Source organism: Erwinia sp., from assembly GCF_049696395.1.
Classification (GTDB): domain Bacteria; phylum Pseudomonadota; class Gammaproteobacteria; order Enterobacterales; family Enterobacteriaceae; genus Erwinia.
The window spans coordinates 13,756-34,404 of the sequence record NZ_JBAVTT010000183.1 but is presented as its reverse complement, the minus strand read 5'-3'; the positions used below and the strand labels follow the sequence as shown (position 1 = coordinate 34,404).

General features: G+C 54.8%; 17 protein-coding genes. 12 read left to right on the top strand and 5 right to left on the bottom strand.

What is annotated here, in order from left to right:
- Nucleotides 1-62: 62 nt before the first annotated feature.
- The 3 genes from mazG to eno all read left to right on the top strand — a co-directional run bounded on the left by mazG (nucleotide 63) and on the right by eno (nucleotide 4,048).
- On the top strand, nucleotides 63-845 hold the full coding sequence (mazG, locus tag WCC56_RS20925; RefSeq protein WP_424694234.1) for a nucleoside triphosphate pyrophosphohydrolase: 783 nt from the start codon (nucleotides 63-65) through the stop codon (nucleotides 843-845).
- Nucleotides 846-1,036: 191 nt separating this feature from the next.
- A complete protein-coding gene (pyrG, locus tag WCC56_RS20920) occupies nucleotides 1,037-2,674 on the top strand; it encodes a glutamine hydrolyzing CTP synthase (protein ID WP_424694233.1) in 1,638 nt (545 codons plus the stop codon).
- A gap of 78 nt (nucleotides 2,675-2,752) precedes the next feature.
- On the top strand, nucleotides 2,753-4,048 hold the full coding sequence (eno, locus tag WCC56_RS20915) for a phosphopyruvate hydratase (RefSeq protein WP_013203559.1): 1,296 nt from the start codon (nucleotides 2,753-2,755) through the stop codon (nucleotides 4,046-4,048).
- A gap of 82 nt (nucleotides 4,049-4,130) precedes the next feature.
- Here the strand turns inward: eno and WCC56_RS20910 are convergent, their stop codons facing one another.
- A complete protein-coding gene (locus WCC56_RS20910) occupies nucleotides 4,131-5,528 on the bottom strand; it encodes an amidohydrolase family protein (protein ID WP_424694232.1) in 1,398 nt (465 codons plus the stop codon).
- A gap of 321 nt (nucleotides 5,529-5,849) precedes the next feature.
- Here WCC56_RS20910 and WCC56_RS20905 point away from each other — a divergent pair, with 321 nt between their 5' ends.
- Entirely contained in the window at nucleotides 5,850-7,736 is a 1,887-nt protein-coding gene (locus WCC56_RS20905) for an acyltransferase family protein (RefSeq protein ID WP_424694231.1), read from the top strand.
- A gap of 155 nt (nucleotides 7,737-7,891) precedes the next feature.
- Complete coding sequence (gene queE / locus WCC56_RS20900) at nucleotides 7,892-8,563, top strand: 7-carboxy-7-deazaguanine synthase QueE (protein WP_424694230.1); 672 nt, start codon at nucleotides 7,892-7,894, stop codon at nucleotides 8,561-8,563.
- A 241-nt stretch (nucleotides 8,564-8,804) separates the two neighbouring features.
- Here queE and WCC56_RS20895 read toward each other — a convergent pair whose 3' ends face one another.
- On the bottom strand, nucleotides 8,805-9,410 hold the full coding sequence (locus WCC56_RS20895) for an inorganic diphosphatase (RefSeq protein WP_424694229.1): 606 nt from the start codon (nucleotides 9,408-9,410) through the stop codon (nucleotides 8,805-8,807).
- 109 nt (nucleotides 9,411-9,519) lie between these two features.
- Nucleotides 9,520-9,879 (bottom strand): 6-carboxytetrahydropterin synthase QueD, encoded by a 360-nt coding sequence (queD, locus tag WCC56_RS20890; RefSeq protein WP_424694228.1) that lies wholly within the window; start codon nucleotides 9,877-9,879, stop codon nucleotides 9,520-9,522.
- A gap of 306 nt (nucleotides 9,880-10,185) precedes the next feature.
- Between queD and cysJ the strand changes: the two genes are divergently transcribed.
- The 3 genes from cysJ to cysH are packed head-to-tail and all read left to right on the top strand — an operon-like array spanning nucleotide 10,186 to nucleotide 14,451.
- On the top strand, nucleotides 10,186-11,991 hold the full coding sequence (cysJ, locus tag WCC56_RS20885; protein WP_424694227.1) for an NADPH-dependent assimilatory sulfite reductase flavoprotein subunit: 1,806 nt from the start codon (nucleotides 10,186-10,188) through the stop codon (nucleotides 11,989-11,991).
- Nucleotides 11,991-13,706 (top strand): assimilatory sulfite reductase (NADPH) hemoprotein subunit, encoded by a 1,716-nt coding sequence (gene cysI, locus WCC56_RS20880; RefSeq protein ID WP_424694226.1) that lies wholly within the window; start codon nucleotides 11,991-11,993, stop codon nucleotides 13,704-13,706. The genes cysJ and cysI overlap by 1 nt, the downstream gene beginning before the upstream one ends.
- Nucleotides 13,707-13,719: 13 nt before the next feature.
- A complete protein-coding gene (gene cysH / locus WCC56_RS20875) occupies nucleotides 13,720-14,451 on the top strand; it encodes a phosphoadenosine phosphosulfate reductase (RefSeq protein WP_424694225.1) in 732 nt (243 codons plus the stop codon).
- 78 nt (nucleotides 14,452-14,529) lie between these two features.
- Here the strand turns inward: cysH and WCC56_RS20870 are convergent, their stop codons facing one another.
- Entirely contained in the window at nucleotides 14,530-14,814 is a 285-nt protein-coding gene (locus tag WCC56_RS20870) for a YciI family protein (RefSeq protein WP_424694224.1), read from the bottom strand.
- A gap of 16 nt (nucleotides 14,815-14,830) precedes the next feature.
- A complete protein-coding gene (locus WCC56_RS20865; protein ID WP_424694223.1) occupies nucleotides 14,831-15,850 on the bottom strand; it encodes an aminopeptidase in 1,020 nt (339 codons plus the stop codon).
- A 255-nt stretch (nucleotides 15,851-16,105) separates the two neighbouring features.
- Between WCC56_RS20865 and cysG the strand changes: the two genes are divergently transcribed.
- Genes cysG through cysC form a run of 4 tightly spaced genes read left to right on the top strand, consistent with a single transcriptional unit; the run spans nucleotide 16,106 to nucleotide 20,484 of the window.
- Entirely contained in the window at nucleotides 16,106-17,521 is a 1,416-nt protein-coding gene (gene cysG, locus WCC56_RS20860) for a siroheme synthase CysG (RefSeq protein ID WP_424694222.1), read from the top strand.
- A gap of 9 nt (nucleotides 17,522-17,530) precedes the next feature.
- Nucleotides 17,531-18,439 (top strand): sulfate adenylyltransferase subunit CysD, encoded by a 909-nt coding sequence (gene cysD / locus WCC56_RS20855; RefSeq protein WP_013203548.1) that lies wholly within the window; start codon nucleotides 17,531-17,533, stop codon nucleotides 18,437-18,439.
- Between the two features lie 9 nt (nucleotides 18,440-18,448).
- Nucleotides 18,449-19,876, top strand: coding sequence for a sulfate adenylyltransferase subunit CysN (gene cysN, locus WCC56_RS20850; RefSeq protein WP_424694221.1), 1,428 nt, complete (start codon nucleotides 18,449-18,451; stop codon nucleotides 19,874-19,876).
- Nucleotides 19,876-20,484: an adenylyl-sulfate kinase gene (cysC, locus tag WCC56_RS20845; RefSeq protein WP_424694220.1), complete on the top strand. Its 609-nt coding sequence runs from the start codon at nucleotides 19,876-19,878 to the stop codon at nucleotides 20,482-20,484. The genes cysN and cysC overlap by 1 nt, the downstream gene beginning before the upstream one ends.
- Nucleotides 20,485-20,649 lie beyond the last annotated feature (165 nt).

Sequence of the window (20,649 nt, the reverse complement as noted above, 5' to 3'; positions counted from 1 at the left end):
CTTGCCATTTTGCGTCCCGGCAGTGCTCGCCCAGGCCACATACTTTGATAATGGAAACGGTTATGAATGCACTCGATCGCCTGCTGGGCATCATGAAAACCCTGCGCGATCCTGAAGGCGGTTGCCCGTGGGACCGCGAGCAGACTTACGCTACCATCGCGCCTTATACCCTTGAAGAAACATACGAAGTGCTGGATGCCATCAGCCGTGAAGATTTTGACGATCTGCAGGGTGAATTGGGCGATTTGCTGTTCCAGGTGGTGTTTTACGCGCAGATGGCGAATGAAGAAGGGCGCTTTACCTTCGACGATATTTGCCACACCATCAGCGACAAGCTGGAACGTCGCCATCCGCATATCTTTGGCGATGTGCAGGTCAGCGGCAGTCAGGAAGTGCTGACTAACTGGGAGCAGATTAAAACCAGCGAGCGGGCTGAAAAAGCGCAGCATTCGGCGCTGGACGACATTCCCCGCGCATTGCCTGCACTGATGCGCTCGCACAAAATTCAGAAACGCTGCAGCAACGTGGGATTTGACTGGCATACGCTTGGGCCGGTGCTGGACAAAGTGTATGAAGAGATCGACGAAGTGATGCATGAAGCGAAGCAGGCGGTAATCGATCAGCAGAAGCTGGAAGAGGAAATTGGTGACCTGCTGTTTGCCACGGTGAATCTGTCGCGGCATCTGGGCAGCAAAGCCGAAATCGCCCTGCAAAAAGCCAACGACAAATTCGAACGCCGCTTCCGTCAGGTTGAGCAAATCATAGCCGATCAAGGGCTGGCGATGCAGGAGGCTACCCTTGAACAGATGGAAGCGGCCTGGCAACAAATCAAAGCAAAAGAATAGCTGACTCGATTCAACAAAAGTGTGACTTATGTCAACCTCCACCACCGCTAAATCGGGTAAGATTTTGGCGGTCAATACGGTGGCAGGCAGACAATCGGAAACGATTAATTGTGGCACTGCAGGGATTCGGGTAGACTGTTTTCCCGTCCTGGTTATTCCATCGTCTTTAAACCTACTTTCTCAGGTTCAGCATGACAACGAACTATATTTTTGTGACCGGCGGGGTCGTATCCTCTCTGGGAAAAGGCATTGCCGCAGCCTCCCTGGCCGCTATTCTTGAAGCACGCGGTCTTAACGTGACCATCATGAAACTGGACCCGTACATCAACGTGGACCCAGGCACCATGAGCCCAACTCAGCACGGCGAAGTGTACGTCACCGACGACGGCGCAGAAACCGATCTGGATTTGGGTCACTACGAGCGTTTCATCCGCACCAAGATGAGCCGTCGTAACAACTTCACCACTGGCCGTATCTACTCAGAAGTCCTGCGCAAAGAGCGCCGGGGCGATTATCTGGGCGCGACCATTCAGGTTATCCCGCACATTACCAATGCAATCAAAGAGCGCATCATCGAAGGCGGTGAAGGCCATGATGTCGTGCTGGTAGAAATCGGCGGTACTGTAGGGGATATCGAATCCCTGCCGTTCCTCGAAGCTATCCGCCAGATGGCGGTTCAGGTTGGCCGTGAGCACACCCTGTATATGCACCTGACGCTGGTGCCTTACATGGCCGCTGCGGGCGAAGTGAAAACCAAGCCAACCCAGCACTCGGTCAAAGAACTGCTCTCTATCGGTATTCAGCCTGATGTGCTGATTTGCCGTTCCGATCGTGCCGTTCCAGCCAACGAACGTGCGAAAATCGCGCTGTTCTGTAACGTGCCGGAAAAAGCGGTTATCTCGCTGAAAGATGTTGATTCCATTTATAAAATTCCGGGCATGTTAAAATCCCAGGGTCTGGATGACTTTATCTGTAAGCGTTTCAATCTGAACGCACCGGAAGCGAACCTGGCCGAATGGGAACAGGTGATCTACGAAGAAGCCAATCCGGGCGGCGAAGTGACCATCGGTATGGTCGGCAAATATGTCGAGCTGCCGGATGCGTACAAGTCAGTGATTGAAGCGCTGAAGCACGGTGGTCTGAAAAACCGTGTGACGGTAAACATCAAACTGATCGACTCGCAGGATGTTGAAACCCGCGGTGTCGAATTGCTGAAAGATTTGGATGCTATTCTAATCCCTGGCGGCTTCGGCTACCGTGGTGTGGAAGGCAAACTGATGACCGCCCGTTACGCGCGTGAGAACAACGTTCCTTACCTCGGCATTTGCCTGGGTATGCAGGTTGCGCTGATGGAATTCGCCCGTAACGTCGCCGGAATGGAAGGCGCAAACTCCACGGAATTTGTGCCAGACTGTAAGTATCCGGTGGTGGCACTGATCACCGAATGGCGTGATGAAGAAGGCAACGTTGAGCAGCGCACCGAGCAGAGCGACTTAGGCGGCACTATGCGTCTGGGCAGCCAGCAGTGTCAGCTGACAGCCGACAGCCTTGTTCACAAGCTGTACGGTTCAGAGACCATTGTTGAGCGTCATCGCCATCGTTATGAAGTCAACAATATGCTGTTGAAGCAGATTGAAGCGGCTGGATTACGTGTGGCAGGTCGCTCCGGGGATGACCAGCTGGTAGAGATCATTGAGATCCCTAACCATCCATGGTTTGTTGCGTGTCAGTTCCATCCGGAATTCACCTCAACCCCTCGTGACGGTCACCCGCTGTTTGCCGGCTTTGTGAAAGCCGCCAGCGATTACCAGAAGCGTTTGGCAAACTAAGTATTTTCATAATGGCGCCCGAACGACTCGGGCGTTGTTTGTCTGAGTTTAAGTAAACTTGATACTGAGGAAAAACTAATGTCAAAAATCGTTAAAGTCATCGGTCGTGAAATCATCGACTCACGTGGAAACCCGACCGTTGAAGCTGAAGTGCACCTGGAAGGCGGTTTTGTTGGTATGGCTGCTGCCCCATCAGGCGCTTCTACTGGTTCGCGCGAAGCGCTGGAACTGCGTGACGGTGACAAATCTCGTTTCCTGGGTAAAGGCGTAACTAAAGCAGTCGCTGCGGTTAACGGCCCTATCGCTAACGCGGTAACGGGTAAAGACGCGAAAGACCAGGCAAACATCGACAAGATCATGATCGATCTGGACGGTACCGAGAACAAATCCCAGTTCGGCGCTAACGCCATTCTGGCGGTTTCTCTGGCTGCTGCTAAAGCCGCTGCTGCTGCTAAAGGCATGCCGCTGTACGAGCACATTGCTGAGCTGAACGGCACCCCGGGCAAATTCTCTATGCCACTGCCAATGATGAACATCATCAATGGTGGCGAGCACGCCGACAACAACGTCGACATCCAGGAATTCATGATCCAGCCTGTGGGCGCAAAAACCCTGAAAGAAGCCATCCGTATGGGTTCTGAAGTGTTCCACACCCTGGCTAAAGTGCTGAAGTCTAAAGGTATGGGGACTGCAGTAGGTGACGAAGGTGGCTACGCGCCTAACCTGGGTTCCAACGCAGAAGCGCTGGCTGTTATCGCTGAAGCGGTAAAAGCAGCAGGCTACGAGCTGGGCAAAGACATCACTCTGGCGATGGACTGTGCAGCTTCTGAATTCTACAAAGACGGCAAATATGTGCTGGCTGGTGAAGGCAACAAAGAATTCACCTCTGAAGAGTTCACTCACTTCCTGGAAGACCTGACCAAACAGTACCCAATCGTCTCTATCGAAGACGGTCTGGACGAATCTGACTGGGCTGGTTTCGCTTACCAGACTAAAGTGCTGGGCGACAAAATCCAGCTGGTTGGTGACGATCTGTTCGTGACCAACACCAAGATCCTGAAAGAAGGTATCGATAAAGGCATCGCTAACTCCATCCTGATCAAATTCAACCAGATCGGTTCTCTGACCGAAACTCTGGCTGCGATCAAAATGGCGAAAGATGCTGGCTATACCGCAGTGATCTCTCACCGTTCAGGTGAAACCGAAGACGCGACTATCGCTGACCTGGCGGTAGGTACTGCAGCGGGCCAGATCAAAACCGGTTCTATGAGCCGTTCTGACCGTGTTGCTAAGTACAACCAGCTGATCCGTATTGAAGAAGCGCTGGGTGCACGTGCGCCATTCAACGGTCTGAAAGAAGTTAAAGGTCAGTAATGACCTGACTTCCTCGCCCGTCACGGGCTGAGGAGTTTCAGCTGAAACAGAGCCGGGCCCGTTTATTGCGGGCCCGGTTTTTTTATGCCTTTTTCAGCTGCCCGAACACCAGCCTTCCCTGATGGAAAGTGGCTTTGACCTCCGGGACGCGGGCGACCGCTTCAGCAGAGCAGCTGGCTTCCACCAGAATCATCTCCGCCTGGTCATTCACCGCAGGCCACTGACGCTGTCCAGCATCGCTCAGGGGCAAAATATTGCCGGTAGCAATCGCCAGTGAGCGAGTGAGGCCAAACTCATCAGAGTTGCCGTACAGCTGGGCATAAAGATTGGCTTTCTCCAGCATGCTGCCGGTGCCAAACGGCGACCAGTGATCGATCACACTGTCAGTGCCGGTCATCACGAACACGCCTTTTTCACTTAACTGCGGTAACGGCATCGAGTATTTCCCAATCGGTACGGTTGAAGCCACGGTGAACTGCTGCTCAGCCAGACCGTTGATCACCTCTTCCAGCTCCTGCCCCTGCATGACCGACAGCGCAAAACCGTGGCTCAGCGTGACTTTGCCTTTCAGCTGCGGGTTCTTCTCCACGGTGCTGATCATGTATTTCACGGCGGCAATGCCGGCAGGTGTGGTTTCATGCAGGTGAATATCGACGCCTTTCTGACTGTCCAGCGCAATCTGGAACATCGCATCCAGCGACTTCTCCATGGCTCCATCGACATTGGTCGGGTCGAGTCCACCAACGTATTGCACGCCCATCTGCATAGCTTCACGCATCAGGCCATCCACTTTAGAGTGCAGTAAGCCATGCTGCGGGAAGGCGACAATCTCACAGCTGAAGTCCTGCTGGTGCTTCTGCAGGGCAATCTGCAAATGCTCCAGGCTCTTCAGGCCGCTAATCGGATCGATATTACAATGGCTGCGGGCTACGGTAGTGCCCTTAGAATGCAACAGAGCGATGATCGCCTCGGCATGCTCCACAGAGTGCGGCAGCAGCTGCGGGATAAGGACCTGTTCACGGGCGATCATATCCATGATGGTTTTGCCTTTGCGCGGACGTGGCGCTTCCCAGTGGCTGCCGTAGAAGGTTTTATCCAGGTGAATATGCATATCGCGCGTGGCGGGGAGCAACAGCATTCCCTGCGCATCATAGGCTGGCAGGGTACTTTCAGCTCGTAGTTTTACTGCACTGATAGCGACAATCTTGCCGTTATTGATTTCCAGATCGTAGAGCGCGGTTTGCGTGGCAATAATCATCTCGCCTTCGCGCTCGAACCCCTCTTCCAGCCGCACGTTGCGTAACAGATAGTGCGTTTCGCCAGGGGTTTTCATCTGGCTGGCATCCTCACATTGTCCGGTTTTAACGGCGGTATTCAGGGTTGCGGCTCCTGCCATCCCAGAGGCAAGAAGGGCGCTGCCAGCGGTCATTCTGGCGCCGGTAGAGAGGAAGTTCCTGCGGCTTTGTTGAACGGTTTGCACATCAGTTTCCTTATTATCATTGTCATTCGACGCTGTAATATTACTCAAAACAATATTGCTAGCAATCCTTGGGTGGAAAAACGCACGCTAAATCCGTTCAAATTTTGCGCTTTGCCAGCCCCTGCGCCACTTTCCGGTTGAGGATTATCTGAAAAAAACGACTGTCTGATGAGGGTGAGTTGGATAATTATCATTTTTATTAATGAGTTACTGAAAAAAACAGCCCGTTTAAGGAATGGTCTGATTTGTGTTAAGGAAGGCGAAATAAAGGGTCAGTTTATGTAAGTTCGCGGTAATGAAATGTCAACGAGATCAGCATAAATGAAATACAGAGCGGATGTGGATGGATTACGGGCGCTGGCAGTGTTGCCAGTCATCGCCTATCACATGGGGATGCCCGGGATCCCCGGCGGCTTTACCGGCGTGGATATCTTCTTTGTGATATCGGGCTATCTAATCTGCGGCATTATTTACCATGGCGCGATGAACAACACCTTCTCCTATCTGGATTTCTATAAACGCCGCAGCCTGCGCATTCTGCCGCCGCTGTTTGTGGTGATGCTGAGCACATTAGCCTTTGGTTACTATCATCTGCTGCCGGCGCAATTTAGCGACCTGAGCAACAGCGCGCTGGGCACCCTACTGTTTTCATCTAATATCTTCTTCTGGAAAACCACCGGTTACTTTGCCGGTCCAGCCGAACTGAAGCCGCTGCTGCATACCTGGTCGCTGGCTGTTGAAGAGCAGTTCTACATCATCTTCCCGGTTATCCTGCTGTTTGTGGTGCGCTTCTTCCGCCAGCGCGCCACTCAGGTCATGTTACTGATTATCACCTTCTCGCTGATGCTGAGCATTTACGCTGTGACACGCAAGCCGACCTTCACCTTCTATATGCTGCCAACCCGAGCCTGGGAGCTGGCGCTGGGCGGCATCATTGCCGTAGCCGGGCTGGAAGCGAAGATGAGCAACGTCTCTCAGGGCATCAAACATCTGATGAGCCTGGCGGGGCTGGGGCTGATCCTGTTCGGTTTCCTGTGGTTGAACACCGATAAACCTTTCCCGGCCTGGAACGCCCTCTGGCCTTGCCTGGGAAGCTTCCTGATTATCCTTGCCGGACAGAAGGCGGCGGTCTCCCGCGTGCTGGCGCTGAAACCCATCGTCTACACAGGCATGATCTCCTACTGCCTGTATCTGTGGCACTGGCCGGTTATCGTCTACAGCCGGATGTTCTTCAACCTTGAGCCAGGCGTACGCGAGTTAACGATTGCAGGGCTGTCGCTACTGCTTGCCGTGGCTTCCCGCTACCTGATTGAGATCCCTTTCCGCTACAAGCTGGCGGTGTTCAGCCCTGGCCGAATTGTAGCCGCGTCGGTGGTTGGTCTGGTACTGATGGCTTCAGGCACTTTCTATAAAGGCCATCTGGACAACAATGCGGGCCAGTTCTCCGCGGATGCGCTGGCACTGGCGAAGTACACCCAGTACAGAGACATGCCGGAATTTACTTATCAATATCGTCTTGGGCGCTGCTTTGTGGATGGCAAAAGCCAGGAAGATAAACCCTTCGACCGTGATTACTGCCTGAAAACCTCGGACACTGCCAAAAATTACGTGCTGATTGGCGACAGCCATGCTGCCCATCTCTGGCGTGCGTTAAGCCTTGCAGCCGGGCAGGGCATCAATGTGATTCAGGCCACCTCCGCAGGCTGTAAGCCGCTCTACCAGCAGCCGTTACGCAACCCCTGTTCGGATCTGGTGGACTATGTTTACGGCTCATGGATCCCTGGCCATAAAATTGACGGCATCATCATTTCAGCCCGCTGGGCACCAGAAGACATTGCCCCGCTGAAAGCCACACTAGAGCACCTTAAAGGCGTATCGACTAACGTGATAGTGATGGGTCCAACCATTGAATATTCTGAAGCGTTGCCGGATCTGCTGGCCTACCAGACAGACGGCAGAAAAGATTTGGTGGCTTCCTCCATTAACGACAGCATTAAAGAGACGGACAGCGCGATGAAGCAGGCGATGGTTGATGCGCAGACTCGCTATATCTCTGTGTACGCAATTATCTGTCCGGGAGATGTCTGCCGTGGACTGGCCTCTGACGGTCATCCGATCTCCAACGACTATGGTCACTTCACCTTGAGTGGCGCAAAAGACGTGGCGAAACAGGCGATGATCGAAATGCACCAGGATAAATTTATGTAACCTGAAGAGGCCAGTGCGTGCTGGCCTCTTCAACCCAGCCTTAACGTTAGTCATTTTCTTTGGCAAAGCCGGTTCCCAGCACAAAGCGGTTTGGCTATCTCTGCGTCAATCTGCCATACTCTGCGCCCTTAAATTCCCTTCCAGTTGAGACTGTCATGCAGTACCCGATTAATGAAATGTTCCAGACGTTGCAGGGCGAAGGGTTTTATACCGGCGTTCCGGCAATTTTTATCCGCCTGCAAGGATGCCCGGTGGGCTGCAGCTGGTGTGATACCAAACACACCTGGGATAAGCTGGCCGATCGGGAAACCTCGCTGGGCGATATTCTGACCAAAACCGTTGAGACCGATGCCTGGGGCGCGGCGGATGCGCATGCTTTGTTGGCGGTGATTGCCAACCATGGCTGGACTGCCCGGCATATCGTGATCACTGGGGGCGAGCCCTGCATTCACGATCTGACACCGCTGACCGAGGCGCTTCAGCAGCATGGTTTTAGCTGCCAGATCGAAACCAGCGGCACCCATGAGGTGCTGTGCAGTGCGGAGACCTGGGTCACCGTCTCGCCAAAAGTGAATATGCGTGGCGGTTATGACGTATTGAATCAGGCGTTGGTGCGTGCCGATGAGGTGAAGCACCCGGTTGCCCGTCAGCGTGATGTCGAGGCGCTGGAAGCGCTGTTGGCCACCCTGAACGATACCAAGGCGCGAATTATTGCCCTGCAGCCGATCAGCCAGAAAGACGATGCCACTAAGCTGTGCATTGAAACCTGCATTAAGCACAACTGGCGTTTATCGATGCAGACGCATAAATACCTGAACATTGCTTAACCGCTGCCTGCTTACCGCAGAGACAGAAAAGGGGAGAACCGTAAGGTTCTCCCCTTTTTGCTGAGCGGATAACAGCGTCTCAAGGGACCGTTGTCCGGTCTGGGGCATGACGGTTCAGTCAGTTCCGGGAGCTGAGCGGGCAATAAAATGGGTGTTTTCCCACTGAGAGGGGTGAAATAAGCCGCAGCCCGCAACAGCAGGATGCGGCTTTGATCAGCCGATGCTCAGAACCTCTCTGCGGTTAATTACCTGACTTACTTTTCCACGCATCATAGGCAGACTTGATCTCAGTCTTCGCCGCCGCCGCATCGTTAAAGCCATTCAGCTCCACTTTTTTGCGACCATCTGGCAACTGCTTGTAGACGCGGAAAAAGGCTTCGAGACGCTCTTTCTCCATTTTCGGCAGGTCATCCATGGACTGAATGTCGTCGTAAGTCGGGTCGATTTTGCTGGCCGGCACGGCAACAATTTTGTCATCCGATTCGCCGCCGTCAATCATCTTCAGTACGCCAATCGGGCGCAGCTTGATCAGGGTTCCCGGTGCCATTGGCGCTCGAGTGTAAAAAATGACGTCTAACGGATCGCCATCACCGCCCAATGATTGGGTAAGGGAACCGTAGTTTGCCGGGTAGGCAACGGGCATTGACTGGAAACGGTCGGCGACGATAAACCCGGTTTTGGCATCGGTTTCATACTTGATAATGCCGCCAGCCGGGATTTCGGTCAGCGCATAGAATTCGTCTGGGTTATTTTTGGGTTGGGGGAAATCCAGAATGTTCATGGCATTGGCCTGGGAGCAGGCAGCAGCAAGGAGAGCAATAGCAGACATTTTTTTAAACAAATTCATTGTTGATTCTCTCGATCTTTAATGAAGGAGCCAACAACGTAGTGAAAGGGGATGACAGTAAGATGACAACGGGGAAGGGCGGATCGGCCTGAGCCGATCCGGGGATCGCTTAACCTTTATAGATGCACCCTGCGGTACAGGTCTCTTTGATGGTCACCGCGCTCAGTTCCGCAAGGCTGGGTTTCATCTGATCCCAAATCCATTTCGCCAGCACTTCACTGGTCGGGTTCTCCAGACCCGGGATCTCATTCAGGTAATAGTGATCCAACTGGTTGTAGATCGGCTTGAAAGCCGCCTTCAGTTCAGCAAAGTCCATGATCCAGCCGGTATGCGCATCCACTTCGCCGGTAATTTCGAGCCGCACCAGGAACGAGTGCCCGTGCAGACGGCCACATTTGTGCCCTGCAGGGACATTAGGCAGATGGTGAGCAGCCTCGAACATAAAATCTTTAAACAGCGTGGTAGCCATAACAGTCTCAGTAAGCTTTTCTTGAAAAAACCGCCGAAGTCTACCCGAAAAACCCTTTTTTCGCACCCGTTTCCCTGTTGATTCTGATACTGAACCGCCTCTGCAGAACCCTTCAATGCTAAGTGATTGATTAGTAGTCAGATAATTAACCTGTTTTGCCACTATGTCTTACCCGTAAAACCGTTTAGTCATTTTGGTTATTTATTATTACCAACCCTTATTTAATGGTTATTATGCTTGTCGTTACCCTACTCTCATCTTGCTGTCTTTACGGCCCGGACCACCGATACTGGAACCTTCTACGCAATGACGACTCAGGCACCTCCAAGCTCACTGCTTCCGCTTAACCCGGAACAACTCGCCCGTTTGCAGGCGGCCACCGGGGATTACTCCACCACTCAGCTTGCGTGGCTCTCTGGCTATTTCTGGGGCATGGTGAATCAGGCTCCCGGCACCGCGGCAGTCAGCGCACCTGCGCCGGTTGAAGCGCCTTCGATCACGCTGCTTTCCGCTTCACAAACCGGCAACGCCCGCCGCCTGGCTGAACAGCTGCGCGACGATTTGCTGGCAGCGAAGCTGAACGTCAAACTGGTGAACGCCGGTGATTATAAGTTCAAGCAGATCGCCCAGGAAAAACTGCTGGTAGTGGTGACCTCCACGCAAGGTGAGGGTGAACCGCCTGAAGAAGCCGTGGCGCTGCACAAGTTCCTGATGTCCAAAAAGGCACCGAAGCTGGATAAAACCGCTTTTGCCGTGTTCGGTCTGGGCGATACTTCTTATGAATTCTTCAGCCAGGCCGGTAAAGACTTCGACAGCAAACTGGCGGAGATGGGCGGCGAACGCCTGCTGGCTCGCGTAGATGCTGACGTGGAATATGCCGCCGAAGCAGAACAGTGGCGCAAGCAGATTGTCGACGTGCTGAAAGCCCGCGTGCCAAGCGAGTCACCGGCTGCTGCCGCAGTGACTGCCGCCGGTACAGTAAACGAAGTGTTCAGCAGTCCTTACAGCAAAGAAGAGCCGCTCACCGCCAGCTTCGCGGTGAACCAGAAGATTACCGGGCGTGACTCAGATAAAGATGTGCGCCACATTGAAATCGATCTGGGCGACTCTGGTCTGCGTTACCAGCCTGGCGATGCGTTAGGCGTCTGGTTTGAGAATGATGCGGCGCTGGTGCAGGAACTGATTGAGCTGGTGTGGCTGAAAGGCGATGAAAGCGTGACGGTCAATGAGCAGACGTTGCCGCTGGCCGAAGCGCTGCAAAAGCATTTTGAACTGACGGTGAATACTCCGCAGATCGTCGAGCAATACGGCACGTTGAGCCGCGACGAAACGCTGCTGGGACTGATCAGCGAGAAGCCGAAGCTGCAGCATTACGCGCAGAACACGCCAATCGTCGATATGGTTCGTCGTGCGCCGGTTGAACTGACCGCTGAGCAGCTGATTGCCCTTCTGCGTCCGCTGACGCCGCGCCTTTACTCCATTGCCTCTTCGCAGGCGGAGAACGAAACGGAAGTGCATATCACCGTTGGCGCGGTCCGCTTCGACATCGATGGCCGCGAACGTGCTGGCGGCGCGTCCAGCTTCCTGGCAGACCGCCTGGAAGAAGAGGGCGAAGTCCGCGTCTTTATTGAACATAACGATAACTTCCGTTTACCGGCCAACCCGGAAACGCCAGTGATCATGATTGGACCTGGCACCGGCATCGCCCCGTTCCGCGCCTTTATGCAGCAGCGTGATAACGACGGTGCAGAAGGTAAAAACTGGCTGTTCTTCGGCAACCCGCATTTCACTGACGACTTCCTGTACCAGGTTGAGTGGCAGCGTTATGTGAAGGATGGCCTGCTGACGAATATCGATCTGGCCTGGTCCCGTGACCAGCAGCAGAAAGTGTATGTACAGGATAAAATCCGCGCCAAAGGGGCGGAAGTGTGGGACTGGATCCAACAGGGTGCGCACATCTATGTCTGTGGTGATGCAAACCGCATGGCGAAAGATGTTGAGCAGGCGTTGCTGGAACTGGTCGCCGAGCACGGTGGCATGGACACAGAGACCGCCGACGAATATTTAAGTGAGCTGCGCATTGAGCGCCGCTATCAGCGAGACGTTTACTAATGAGCAATGAAAAACATCCTGGCCCGCTGGTGGTTGAAGGCAAACTCACCGACGCAGAACGCCTGAAGAAAGAGAGTAACTACTTACGCGGCACCATCACCGAAGATCTGGAAAATGGGCTGACCGGTGGGTTTACCGGCGATAACTTCTTGCTGATCCGCTTCCACGGCATGTATCAGCAGGATGACCGCGATATCCGCGCCGAGCGAGCAGAGCAGAAGCTGGAACCGCGCCATGCGATGATGCTGCGCTGCCGTTTACCGGGCGGGATCATCACGCCTAAACAGTGGCTGGGCATCGACAAATTTGCCGAGAACAACACGATTTATGGCAGCATCCGTCTGACTAACCGTCAGACCTTCCAGTTCCACGGCATCCTGAAAGGCAACGTGAAGCCTGCGCACGAGATGCTGAGTGAAGTGGGCCTGGATGCACTGGCCACCGCTAACGACGTCAACCGTAACGTGCTGTGTAGCTCGAACCCGGTTGAGTCTGAGCTGCATCAGGAAGCGTACGAGTGGGCGAAGAAGCTCTCCGAACACCTGCTGCCGCAGACCCGCGCTTACGCGGAGATCTGGCTGGATCAGGAGAAGGTTGCCACGACCGACAAAGAGCCGATTCTGGGCGAAACCTATCTGCCGCGTAAATTCAAAACCACCGTGGTTGTGCCACCGCATAACGATGTGGATCTGCACGCGAACGACCTGAATTTTATTGCGATTGCTGAGAACGGCAAGCTGATCGGCTTCAACCTGTTGGTGGGTGGCGGCCTGTCTATCGATCACGGTAACAAAGCGACTTACGCGCGCACCGCCAGCGAGTTTGGCTTCCTGCCGCTGGATAAAACGCTGGCCGTTGCTGAAGCGGTAGTCACCACGCAGCGCGACTGGGGTAACCGTACCGACCGCAAAAACGCCAAAACCAAATACACCCTTGAGCGTGTAGGTGTGGAGACGTTTAAAGCGGAAGTTGAGCGCCGTGCAGACATCACTTTCGAACCGATCCGGCCGTACGAGTTCACTACCCGTGGCGACCGTATCGGCTGGGTAAAAGGCATTGATGATAAATGGCACCTGACGCTGTTTGTTGAAAATGGTCGCCTGATGGATTATGCGGGCCGTCCGTTGAAGACCGGCATTGCCGAAATTGCCAAAGTTCACCAGGGCGATTTCCGTTTAACCGCTAACCAGAACCTGATTGTGGCTGGCGTGCCGGAAGCGGATAAACCTAAAATTGAAGCGCTGGCACGCAGCCACGGTCTGATGGAAAGCGTTACCGCCCAGCGTGAAAACTCGATGGCCTGCGTGTCGTTCCCGACCTGTCCGCTGGCGATGGCTGAAGCTGAACGCTTCCTGCCGGACTTCGTGACCCGCGTGGAGGGCTTGATGACTTCACACGGCGTGGGCGATGAGCACATCGTGCTGCGTGTTACCGGTTGCCCTAATGGCTGTGGCCGTGCGTTGCTGGCGGAGATTGGCCTTGTGGGCAAGGCACCGGGCCGTTACAACCTGCATCTGGGCGGTAACCGTATCGGCACTCGCATTCCACGGATGTACCGTGAAAACATCACCGAAGACGAAATTTTGTCTACCCTTGATGAATTACTGGGTCGCTGGTCAAAAGAACGTGAAGCCGACGAAGGCTTTGGAGATTTCACTATCCGCGCAGGCGTGGTGAAACCGGTTGTTGATCCGGCCCGCGATTTTTGGGCATGACGGAGGCGTGATAATGTCTGTACTCGATCTCTCTGAACTGAACGAATTACCGAAGGTAAGGCGCGTCATGGCGCTGGCAGAGCTGAACACCAAGCTGGAAAAAATGTCCGCTCAGGAGCGTGTGCTCTGGGGGCTGGAAAATTTACCTGGCGAAGCGGTGCTCTCTTCCAGCTTCGGTATTCAGGCTGCGGTCAGCCTGCATCTGGTGACTCAGGTGAAACCGGATATTCCGGTGATCCTCACCGACACGGGCTACCTGTTCCCTGAAACCTATCAGTTTATCGATCGGCTGACCGACAAGCTGCAGCTCAACCTGAAAGTGTATCGCGCGGAACACAGCGCGGCCTGGCAGGAAGCGCGTTACGGCAAGCTGTGGGAGCAGGGCGTGGAAGGCATTGAACGCTACAACGAGATCAACAAAGTTGAGCCGATGAACCGTGCGATGGAAGAGTTAAAAGCCCAGACGTGGTTCGCCGGTCTGCGCCGCGATCAGTCCAGCAGCCGCGCTAATCTGCCGGTGCTGGCTATCCAGCGTGGCGTGTTCAAGCTGCTGCCGATCATCGACTGGGATAACCGTCAGGTGCATCAGTATCTTGAAGAACACGATCTGGGTTATCACCCGCTGTGGGATCAGGGCTATCTTTCCGTTGGGGATACGCACACCACCCGCAAATGGGAGCCAGGCATGGCAGAAGAAGAGACGCGTTTCTTCGGCCTGAAGCGCGAGTGCGGCCTGCACGAATAACGCAGTGATAAATGGCTGACGCTGACTTGCTGCAAGAACGACACGCCTGATGGCTGACATCAGGCGTTTTTTTTGCGGTTAAATCCCAATCAGCGACTGAAATTCCTCAGCGCTACGGGTAATGTTTACTTTAGTCACTTCATATTCTGCCACGGCCTGGAACGGATCTTCCGCCAGGATGGTGTTCAGGCGCTCACGATCGATATCTTTGACCATTAACATGCCGCCGGTGCGCGGATCTTTCCGGCCCGCGCTGATAAACACGCCCGCGTCAAAATACTTGTTCAGCCAGGCTACGTGCGGGTCCAGCACGGCTTCCACCTCTTCCAGCGGGCGGACATAGTTCAGATAAACGATATACATAACACTGACTCCGGTTTCAGGCTTTAGGGTTCGCCAGCTCGCTGATCAGCGGCAGCAGAATCTTGACGGTGCTTCGGGTGCGTTGGGTAATGCGTCCTGGCAGCCAGCGGTCGAGGTAAGCCAGATTATCCAGCGAGGCCTGATGGCGGCTGGTGCCTGCCGGGAAGTGGCGGCTGATGGCGCGCTGTTGCTGCCCATCTTTCTGCCCCAATTCCCAGTTGGTCGCCCGAACATTTAATAACGGGATGCCGGCTTTATCGAACAGATCATCCGAGGGATGATCCTTTACCGCTTTGCCGTTGGTGGTCGCAGCCAGTCCGTGCAGGCGGGCAATAGTCAGCGCGCGGTCGCGAGTTTGTCGGGCGACAGCCTCTGGCGTGTTACGGCCGCTATCAAAGTAAAGTTTATCGCCGACAATCAGACTGTCCAGGTTGATCACCAACAGCGTGTTCTTTTTCTCTTCCGGTTTCATCCGGGCCAGATAATCCTCCTCGCCCTGCTGACCGGTTTCTTCCCCACTAAGCGCGACGAAGCGCAGGCTGTAATACAGCGGCGCTTTACTCAGCCGCTGGGCAAGCTCCAGCATGACGCCAAGGCCGGAGGCATTATCATCCACGCCCTGTAACGTCAGGCCGCCCAGGTTCTTCTGGCGATCGCTGTCGCTGACCGGCAGATAAGTGTCGGCGTGGCTGATGACCACAATCTGCTGCGGCACTTTACCTTCGCGCGCGGCAATAACGGTGGTGGCGGTGACTTTATGCGGAGTAACGTGCCCATCCTGCGAGTGGAACTGATAGCTGGCGGTGAAGTCGCGTTTGTTGCTCTCGTAACCCATCGAGCTGAACTGATGCTGCAGATAATCTGCAGTCAGCATCTCGGCTGGGCTACCGGCCATGCGGCCAGGGAAGTAGGTGGCAATGTGGCGCAGCTGCTGTTCGGCAAAATGGCCCTCAGGCTGGCTTGCGGCCTGCAGAGGGAAAATAGCACCGCAACTGAGCAACACGGCAAGCGCGCGCAGGCGGAGTCGGGAAAACATGACAGATCCTTAGTCGTCATCCTGTGACGATCTTGCGAAATATTTTTACCGGCTTAGTATGAAAGTGTGATGCGGATTGCACAATTTCAATCTCTCTGAAAAGCCCTAAATATCATCCCTTAAGCACATTTTGTCTGATGCTATGCCAAACCGTTATTCCATTCAGTAACTACTCATTCCAATTAGTAATTTCATAAGCCTTAAGCCAGGGCCGTATAGTCACGCTAACTTTGTGTAATAACAGAAAAGGCTGACGTGGACTATCTCCCGATTTTTGCTGACATCCGAAATAAACCGGTGCTGATTGTAGGCGGCGGGGACGTAGCTGCGCGCAAGATCGATTTATTGCGCCGCGCGGGTGCGCAGGTGCTAATCGCCGCTCGCTCGCTGTGTGAGGAGCTCACTGCGCTTGAAAGCAGCGGAGCCGTCAGCTGGATAGCGAACGAGTATCAGAGCACGCTGCTGGACGGTGTCTATCTGGTGATTGCCGCTACGGACGACAGCGAGCTGAATGCCCGCGTCTATCAGGATGCTACCGAACGTCAGATGCTGGCGAACGTGGTGGACGATCAGCCTAAGTGCTCCTTTATCTTCCCTTCTATTGTCGATCGCTCTCCGCTGGTGGTGGCTATCTCTTCCAGCGGCACCGCACCGGTGCTGGCGCGTTTACTGCGTGAGAAGCTGGAAGCGTTGCTGCCTGCCAACCTTGGCCAGATGGCCGAGATCGCCGGTCAGTGGCGCACGAAAGTGAAGCAGAAGTTCAGCAAAATGTCCGAGCGTCGTCGCTACTGGGAAGCGGCTTTTAACGGCTTGTTTGCCAGCCAGGTCGCTTCCGGCAATATCGAGGGCGCCAAACGCACGCTGGACCAACAGCTTGACGACCCTGATGCGGGCGAAGGCGAAATTATCCTGGTCGGCGCGGGACCTGGCGACCCTGGTTTGTTGACGCTGCGCGGCTTGCAGGTGATGCAGCAGGCGGACGTGGTGCTGTATGACCATCTTGTCAGCGATGAAATTCTGGATCTGGTTCGCCGTGATGCCGACCGGATCTGTGTGGGCAAGCGAGCCAATGCCCACAGTATTCCGCAGGAAGAGACCAACCGGATGCTGGTAGAGCTGGCGAAGAAAGGCAAACGCGTGGTACGCCTGAAAGGCGGTGACCCGTTTATCTTTGGTCGCGGCGGCGAAGAGTTACAGGCCGCTGTCGAAGCCGGTATCCCTTTCCAGGTGGTGCCAGGGGTAACAGCCGCTGCCGGTGCAACAGCGTATGCAGGCATTCCACTGACTCACCGCGACTATGCGCAGAGCGCCACCTTTATCACCGGTCACTGCCGCGCCGATGGCGAAGGCCTGGACTGGCCTTCCCTGGCGCAGTCTCGCCAGACTCTGGCTATTTATATGGGCACGCTGAAGGCGGGTGAAATCTCCGCACAGCTCATTGCTCATGGCCGCGACTCACAGACTCCGGTGGCCGTGATTGGCCGCGGGACTCGTCAGGATCAACAGGTGCTGACCGGCACGCTGGAAGAATTAGAAGCATTAGCGCACCGCGCACCGACGCCGGCATTACTGGTGGTAGGCGAAGTAGTTCACCTGCATCAGCAACTGGCATGGTTTCAACATTCAGCGCAGCAGGCCGGACGTGAGTCCGCCGTTGTGAATTTGGCTTGAGGAAAAGTTATGGATCAAAAACGACTCACTCACCTGCGTCAACTGGAAGCGGAAAGTATCCATATCATCCGTGAAGTGGCGGCAGAGTTTGGCAACCCGGTGATGATGTACTCCATCGGCAAGGACTCCTCTGTGATGCTGCACCTGGCGCGCAAGGCATTCTATCCGGGTACGCTGCCGTTCCCGTTGCTGCATGTGGACACCGGCTGGAAATTCCGTGAAATGTACGAGTTCCGCGATCGCACGGTGAAAAACATCGGCGCTGAGCTGCTGGTACACAAAAACCCGGAAGGCGTAGCGATGGGCATCAACCCATTCGTGCACGGTAGCGCCAAACACACCGACATCATGAAGACCGAAGGTCTGAAACAAGCGCTGAACAAATACGGCTTTGACGCCGCGTTTGGCGGTGCCCGTCGTGATGAAGAGAAATCCCGTGCGAAAGAGCGCATCTACTCTTTCCGCGATCGTTTCCACCGCTGGGACCCGAAAAATCAGCGTCCTGAGCTGTGGCACAACTACAACGGCCAGATCAATAAAGGCGAAAGCATCCGCGTCTTCCCGCTCTCCAACTGGACTGAGCTGGATATCTGGCAGTACATCTTCCTGGAAAACATCGACATTGTTCCGCTGTATCTGGCTGCACCACGCCCGGTGCTGGAGCGCGATGGCATGTTAATGATGATCGATGACGACCGTATCGATCTGCAACCTGGCGAAGTGATTGAGCAGCGCATGGTGCGTTTCCGTACTCTCGGCTGCTGGCCGCTGACCGGCGCAGTGGAATCCGAAGCGCAAACGCTGCCGGAGATCATTGAAGAGATGCTGGTGTCCACCACCAGTGAACGTCAGGGCCGCATGATTGACCGCGACCAGTCCGGCTCGATGGAGCTGAAAAAACGCCAGGGTTATTTCTAAGGAGCCGAGATGAATACCGTCATTGCACAACAAATTGCCGAGCAGGGTGGCGTTGAAGCCTGGCTGCACACGCAACAACATAAAAGCCTGCTGCGCTTTCTGACCTGCGGCAGCGTAGACGATGGTAAGAGCACGCTGATTGGCCGCCTGCTCCATGACACCCGTCAGATTTATGAAGATCAGCTCTCTTCACTGCATAACGACAGCAAGCGTCACGGCACCCAGGGTGAGAAACTGGATCTGGCGCTGCTGGTGGATGGCCTGCAGGCCGAACGTGAGCAGGGCATCACCATTGATGTGGCTTACCGTTATTTCTCTACCGAGAAGCGTAAGTTCATCATCGCCGACACGCCGGGACACGAGCAGTACACCCGCAACATGGCGACCGGTGCCTCTACTTGCGACCTGGCGATCCTGCTGATCGATGCGCGTAAAGGCGTGCTGGATCAGACTCGTCGTCACAGCTTTATCTCCACGCTGCTGGGCATTAAGCACCTGATCGTGGCGATCAATAAAATGGATCTGGTTGAGTATAAAGAAGCGACCTTCGAGCAGATCAAACAGGATTACCTCGACTTTGCTGGTCAGCTGCCTGCCGACCTGGACATCCGCTTTGTGCCGTTGTCTGCGCTGGAAGGCGAGAACGTGGCTTCACCAAGTGAAGCGATGAGCTGGTACACCGGCCCAACGCTGCTGGACGTGCTGGAAACGGTAGAAGTGCAGCGCGTGGTCGATCAGCAGCCGATGCGCTTCCCGGTGCAGTACGTGAACCGTCCTAACCTGGATTTCCGGGGTTATGCCGGTACGCTGGCTTCAGGTGCGGTTTCTGTCGGACAGCGCGTGAAGGTGCTGCCATCAGGCGTTGAATCCTCGATTGCCCGCATCGTGACCTTCGACGGCGACCTGCAGGAAGCCCAGGCCGGTGAAGCTATCACCCTGGTGCTGAAAGACGAGATTGATATCAGCCGTGGCGATTTGCTGGTGGCTGCCGATGCCACGCTGAAACCGGTGCAGGCTGCCTCGGTTGACGTAGTGTGGATGGCAGAACAGCCGCTGGTGCCGGGGCAGAGCTTCGACATTAAAATAGCCGGCAAGAAAACCCGTGCGCGCGTGGAGAAAATTCAGCATCAGGTTGAGATCAACAGCCTGGCGAAACACGATGCCGAGAGCCTGCCGTTAAACGGTATAGGCCTGGTCGATCTGACCTTCGACGAGCCGATGGTGCTGGATCAGTATCAGCAAAACCCGGTGACCGGCGGGATGATCATTATCGATCGCCTGAGCAACGTCACCGTGGGTGCCGGAATGATCCGCCAGCCGCTGGAAGACGTAGTGCAGAATACCGGCAACTTCAGCGCCTTCGAGCTGGAGCTGAACGAACTGGTTCGTCGCCACTTCCCACATTGGGGTGCACGCGATTTGTTGGGCGGTAAATAATGGCTGCTGCTCATGATGAAAACGTCGTCTGGCATTCGCACTTTGTCACGCGGGAAGATCGTGAAAAGCAGCATGGTCATCAGGGCGTGCTGCTGTGGTTTACCGGCCTTTCGGGGTCAGGTAAATCCACCGTTGCTGGCGCAGTAGAGCAGGCGCTGCAGCAGGTTGGTGCAAGCACTTACCTGCTTGACGGAGATAATGTCCGTCACGGCTTGTGCCGCGATCTGGGCTTCAGCGATGGCGACCGCAAAGAGAACATCCGTCGGGTGGGTGAAGTGGCCAAACTGATGGTGGATGCCGGACTGGTGGTGCTGAGTGCTTTTATCTCACCTCACCGTGAAGAGCGTCAGATGGTGCGCGAATTGCTGGGCGAAGGGCGCTTTATTGAAGTGTTTGTGGATACGCCGCTGGCGATCTGCGAAACCCGCGATCCGAAAGGCCTGTATAAAAAAGCCCGTGCCGGAGAGTTGCGTAACTTCACCGGCATTGATGGTGTGTATGAAGCGCCAGAGCAGGCTGAAATCCATCTTGATGGAGAACGGCCGGTTGAGCAGCTGCTGGCTCAGACGCTGGATATATTACGCCAGCGTGGCGTGATTACAGGTTAATGGCTGACCCTGAAAAAGAGCTTTCCGTTGGGAAAGCTCATAAGGGGATTATCAAAAATTACCACCCGGACGCTCAGAGACTTAGAGTGTAAATCCTCCCTGAAGCTGCGGGAGGGTTTACTGTACCTGTCGAGCAGCATACGGTTCCTTTCAATAATCTCGTTT